The following is a 5,360-nucleotide window of genomic DNA, read 5'->3' as shown; positions in this document are numbered from 1 at the left end:
TTAATCGACTAAAAACTTACTAATTGGTTCAACTAACTTTCTAGCACCAAGAATAGACAAGTGGTCATCATCAAAATAATAAGAAACATCTACACTACCTACCAAACATTGTCCTTCGACACACATATCTGAAGTAGGATCGTAAATAGTCACATTCGGATAGGAAACAGCTAGTGACTTAATTAAATGATTGGTTTCAAATTGAAATTTAACATGTTCTTCTAAAGAAATTGAGTTTTTAGCTAACTTTGAAGTTAGTAGCTTTCCATTAGATATCGATCGATAATAAATCTTATCTGGATCATGCTTCTGCATTGGAACCTGAAGCATTACAACAACATTTATGCCATTATCAAAATAAGCCTTAAATGTATCTTTAAGCCCTGTCATTAGTGCTCTTTTTGATACATCTAAGCCACGTTCATTATTATCAATAGTTAAGTATTGAACACCCGTTTTTGAGTATGTCCCTTCCGTATAGTACGTCCATCGAGCAGCTAAAAATACGGTTTTAACTTGCTTACCCAACGCAAAGTCTAATGCTCTTTGATTCAAAATTTTACAGTTCTTTAAATGCTGATCACCTCGAATTGGAGATACTCCGATGATAGGAGGGCAGCCATTAAACCCTGTGTAATAAAGTTCTAAGTTGTTGCTCTTAGCAATAGATTCAATAGCGGGAAGTGATGAGTATGAGTGAGAATCACCAATCGCAAGAATAGCTGATTCACCTTTAGTTAATTGGCAAACAACATCATCATTCTCATGCATCATTTCTTTATCGAAACATTCATAAGGTTTTCTTTCTATAGAGTTAAGCACCGACTCTTTCATTGGAAATAAAAATTGGTTAGGCCTAAACACAAACACCAAAGAGCCAATAAAACCTAGCATAAGAGTGAAGTGCAACGGTTTTACTTTTAGTGCATCAGACCACCTTTCAAAAGATGGGAAATTAGCACTCTCAATAAATTTAAAACTTAAAAAGCCTAAAACAACTGATAGAAAAACACCTGCCAATTCAAAACTTTTATACTCAAAAAAGATCCCTGCAACAACAACAGGCCAGTGCCACAAGTAAATTGAATATGACCATTTCCCTAAGTTTTGGAATAGATAGTTATTAGTAATAAAACTAGACTGCTGATTTGCAACAATCACAAGATAAGCACCAAGGACTGGAAGCAAAGCAAGATATCCTGGCCATGACACATCACTAGAAACAAAAGCATACGAACCTAGGATTAGAGCTAGGCCTGTAACCTCTATGATTTTCTTTTTACTTTCAGACAAGTTCCAAGGATAAAGAAACGCCACACCCCCCATCATCATTTCCCAAGCTCTTGTTGGAAGAAGATAGTACGCTGGGTTTGGCCACTTCATTGTTGCGATAACACTTAGACAAAAACCTAAAACTGTCCCAATAACAATTAATCGCTTTAAGTTTTCAAGAGATAAAAATTTCTTAAGTGCTACTAATACAATTGGATAGATAATGTAGAACTGCCATTCAACAGATAATGACCATGTATGTAACAGCCATTTCTCATGAGAGGCTGCATCAAAGTATCCAGATTCTCTCCAATAAATAATATTAGAAAGAAAACCCATACTACTAGCAACATGCTTACCGAGGGCTTTGTAATCCAACGGGTTAAGATAGAACCAACCAAAGACCATAAGAACCAAACATAAAACAGCAAGAGCTGGAATTATTCGATTGGCTCGAGCTACGTAGAACTTAAACAAGTTAAAATTATCATTATCTAACCCTCGAAAGATAATACTTGTCATCAGAAATCCTGAAATCACAAAGAACACATCTACGCCAGCGAAACCACCGGGAACCCAAGCAGGGTTAAAATGGAAAAGAACCACTGCGATCACTGCAATTGCTCTTAAACCATTAATGTCATACCGAAAATTCATACATTACACACATAAATAAAAGTTGTGCGTATTGTATAGATAGAGCAAGGCAAGGCAATAAATTATGCTGCATTCAATTTTATTTGTTAGTCCACAAATGTTGTGATGCGCGATATGCCCTTTATGTTAAATCCGTAAGTTAGCCTATGAAAACCATGCTTTCGCCCCCTCAGAAGCTCACAGTGCCGCTTTTCAGATATAAACCACACCGATATACCCCAAAACACGTTTGAAAGTTTATGACGCTTTCAGAGCGATTTACAGGGCAATAAAATCTCGAACTGGTTCACTCAATAATCCCCCTGTAACGTCCGTTTTAAACAATTAACCGGTGCGCTCGAAAAAGTCCGAAGCGTAGCCGGCTTTTTTGGGCGTTCTGGAGACAAACGAAGTGCGTCAGGTTTCAAAGGGTTTACCTTTGGCACGGGATGTTTTTATCAAATGCGTAGCAGAGGGTGAAAACGTCCCCATCGTGCCTATCTTGAAATTGGGAAGCATCGAGAAGCATAAGATCACCATTGGATAGCAACAAAGAAGCATTGAGTCACCATCAGGAAGCAATAACATTCAAAAATTGCAGATCTGCAACTCACTTTAAATTGCCTACGCAATTTTACGTTAACCAAGAACTCAATCGCACAGCGTCCAACTAGGTTGGATTTAATTGCTAGTTCGCCAGGTTAAGTGCCTCATGAACGTTTAAAAAATTCAATCACTGAAAGTGCCGAACCAGTGAGGGGAATTGCTAATTTTTAGTGAATGCTTTTGCCGCGACAAGTGAAACGAGTCTACCTTCATCAAGGCATACAGTGCGTTGGATTTTGAAGCATGGAACAGGCAGATAAAAACCGTACCAGTGTCGCTTATTGATGGGGGTAGACTCACTTGCGAGTCGCGGCAGGAAGAAAAACAAGTTTTTCTGGTGGAGCCTTACGCAGTAAGGGTTCTAAATGATTTTGATCTGCTTTAAATCGCTTAACTTCTCGGCAATGGCAATTTGCCGTACTATGTTACCGACAGAAAATAAAAGAATAGGACGTAAAATGCTAATAACCGATCCAATATATCGAGCAGAGCAAGCCATAAAAAATAGAAACACCGTAATGATATTTTTATCGCATCATCGATACTCGACCTTAGAAAATATCCGTTATGAATTGGGCATGAAATCCAAAGCATCAGCCAGTCGTATCCTTAAAAAGCTATGCCAAGAAGGGCATGTAAAAAAAGAAGAACTCAGTGACAACATCACGAACGTGACACTCTTTGGTGTAACAAGAAAAGGACTCGATACGTATCACTTCAATCTCGATAACAATAAATCATTCCTAAAAAGTAGAGTCAGTTTACGAACGTTAAACCACACGCTAACAAATCAAAAAGTCGGATCATTACTAAAAAAAAGTGCTCGACTCACTGATGTGAGAGTCATTAATGCTGAAATAGGAAACTTCAAGCAATACGAGCATATTATGAAGTTTAAGCATCGGCCTGATCTTGTGTTAGTAGGAAAAACAAAAACAGATATCGTCGTTCATGTTATCGAGACAGAGCTGACCTTAAAAGACAGTAAACGATACAACCCTATTTTAAAGGAATACCTTCAATTAAGAAGAATAAACAAGATCAGCACGGTTTGGTATTTTGTTAAAAATGAAAAAGCGAAAGAACGATTAAGACAAATGATGGATAAATTAAAATATAAGCTTATAAAACATCGAGATGAACGAGAGGTATGGGATCACTTATTTAGAATAGAAACAATTGCATTATTGGGGAAATAACCATTTTGCACACACTGTAAATTTTGATTTCTTTTCATGCCAGAATCATAGCGAAGCGATAAAGCGACCCCATAAGAAACAAAGTCAATATTACTTTCCTGTCGAATGACAAAAAGCACTTACCACACCGACATAAGGCCTCACTGCGTAGCAGTCGAGAGGCCGCTTCCTTTTTATCAACACCGATAGGTGGAATAGGATAATTTTGAATTAGATAAGAAAAGAATATTAGCAGGGTTTAGAAAGGGGCTATATCTGAATTAAGAATGGGCTATTCCGACATTAATGTATAACTTATAAAAACAGGCTAACAATCCCCATCAATACCAAGTAAATGACCAGTGTGTTTTACTGTTTTTGTACGATTTTTATACCGCCATAAATGACGCGCATAGGAATACCCACTCAGCTAAGAGCGTAATAAAATAAGAAGAGTTATGTTATTGGGGGGGCGAACTCAGAGCGTTTAACAGATAACCCCATTCTACGCAGTAGATTGTTGGCCATCTTAGTGATGTGCTCTTTTTCGGTGCTGATAGGCCAGCCTTTTGCTTTGATGCGCTCAAGCAGCTTACGTGAAATATAGGTGAGGCGAGTCATTGGCTCCATATCAGCCAATTTAATTTTATAACTAGAGGTTGATTGAGTATGTCGATATTCCCATACACGCAGAATATTACTGTGACAGTACGTTTTTAGGACGATGTCTGCGTCGTATTTTTCTTTTCGTTTTGCGTATTCGATCTCACGTCGTTTTATCTCAATGGAGCGTAAACGATCAAGCTCATCATTTTTGATGCCTAATATTTCATAGAATAGCGGAGTGGTGCATAGCGTTCTTGGCAATCGTCCATCGTGCATAATATCTTGTATGGATTGTCCACTCTGCTCAGGTTCGTACAACAGCCCCATGATCACCAACTCTTTCATGATCACTGAAATGGTCGAACTCGATACCCCGATCTCTTTCCCAATTTCAATACACAAATGAGTGACATTAATACAACCGGTTACCGTGTCTGAATGGTAGGCAATCCAACGTAAAGTATTTTCAATATTGCGCTTATGTACTTCTTTAAATGAGAGATTACGCTTACGCATACCGACCTCAACCAACTTATGAACCAAGAAAGGCCATTGCGAATTGATCCACGCACCATGCTTTTCAAGCGTGTTGAATATCTTTCGGTTTAGGGTTGGAATGTGTTTTTTCTTGCGATCACGAAGCGGAATAACTTCAAATTCAGAACTTAAAGATTCTTGCGGATGCCATGTATTTAGGGGGGAAAGTGTCGTTTTCATTCATTCGTCTCTTGTAATTACAGGCTAGATAGCTATAATCACAACTACTCAAGCAAGTCTGTTTTGTTTGTGTAATGCAGTTAGAATTTAGTAGGTTCTTAACTGCCCTCTGTTCAAAGTGTTGTAGCACTAAGAACGGAAACTATTAAAGCATTAAGCTCTACGCACTTCAAGTGCGTAGGGCTTTTTTGTTTTTACGCCATTGTATTTTCACATACATCAAGTTAATCCCTGTCAGTTTATTTTCGTTAAATCAGTTCAGAACGCGCGTGATCGTGTAACGTCCATATACGAAAAAGGCCGCCAATTTAGGCGACCTTTCGATTCGTGATACGAAATTTATGT

General features: G+C 38.1%; 3 protein-coding genes. 1 reads left to right on the top strand and 2 read right to left on the bottom strand.

Annotated features, from left to right (window positions below):
* Positions 1–1,887 (bottom strand): acyltransferase family protein, encoded by a 1,887-nt coding sequence (locus VSAL_RS22260; protein WP_231850984.1) that lies wholly within the window; start codon positions 1,885–1,887, stop codon positions 1–3.
* A gap of 992 nt (positions 1,888–2,879) precedes the next feature.
* Between VSAL_RS22260 and VSAL_RS22255 the strand changes: the two genes are divergently transcribed.
* Positions 2,880–3,713, top strand: a complete 834-nt coding sequence (locus tag VSAL_RS22255) for a hypothetical protein (RefSeq protein WP_044583715.1) — start codon at positions 2,880–2,882, stop codon at positions 3,711–3,713.
* Between the two features lie 435 nt (positions 3,714–4,148).
* Here VSAL_RS22255 and VSAL_RS22250 read toward each other — a convergent pair whose 3' ends face one another.
* Complete coding sequence (locus VSAL_RS22250) at positions 4,149–5,015, bottom strand: SMC-Scp complex subunit ScpB (protein WP_012552334.1); 867 nt, start codon at positions 5,013–5,015, stop codon at positions 4,149–4,151.
* Positions 5,016–5,360: the final 345 nt, after the last annotated feature.

This window comes from Aliivibrio salmonicida LFI1238 (assembly GCF_000196495.1).
GTDB classification, from domain to species: Bacteria; Pseudomonadota; Gammaproteobacteria; order Enterobacterales; family Vibrionaceae; genus Aliivibrio; species Aliivibrio salmonicida.
Note: the sequence above shows the minus strand (reverse complement) of the source record. Positions and strands in the feature narration are given on the sequence as shown.

Excerpts from the sequence above, each read along its gene's own strand:
- VSAL_RS22255 (WP_044583715.1), top strand. The coding sequence starts at position 2,880 with ATGATTTTGATCTGCTTTAAATCGCTTAACTTCTCGGCAATGGCAATT.
- VSAL_RS22250 (WP_012552334.1), bottom strand. The coding sequence starts at position 5,015 with ATGAAAACGACACTTTCCCCCCTAAATACATGGCATCCGCAAGAATCT.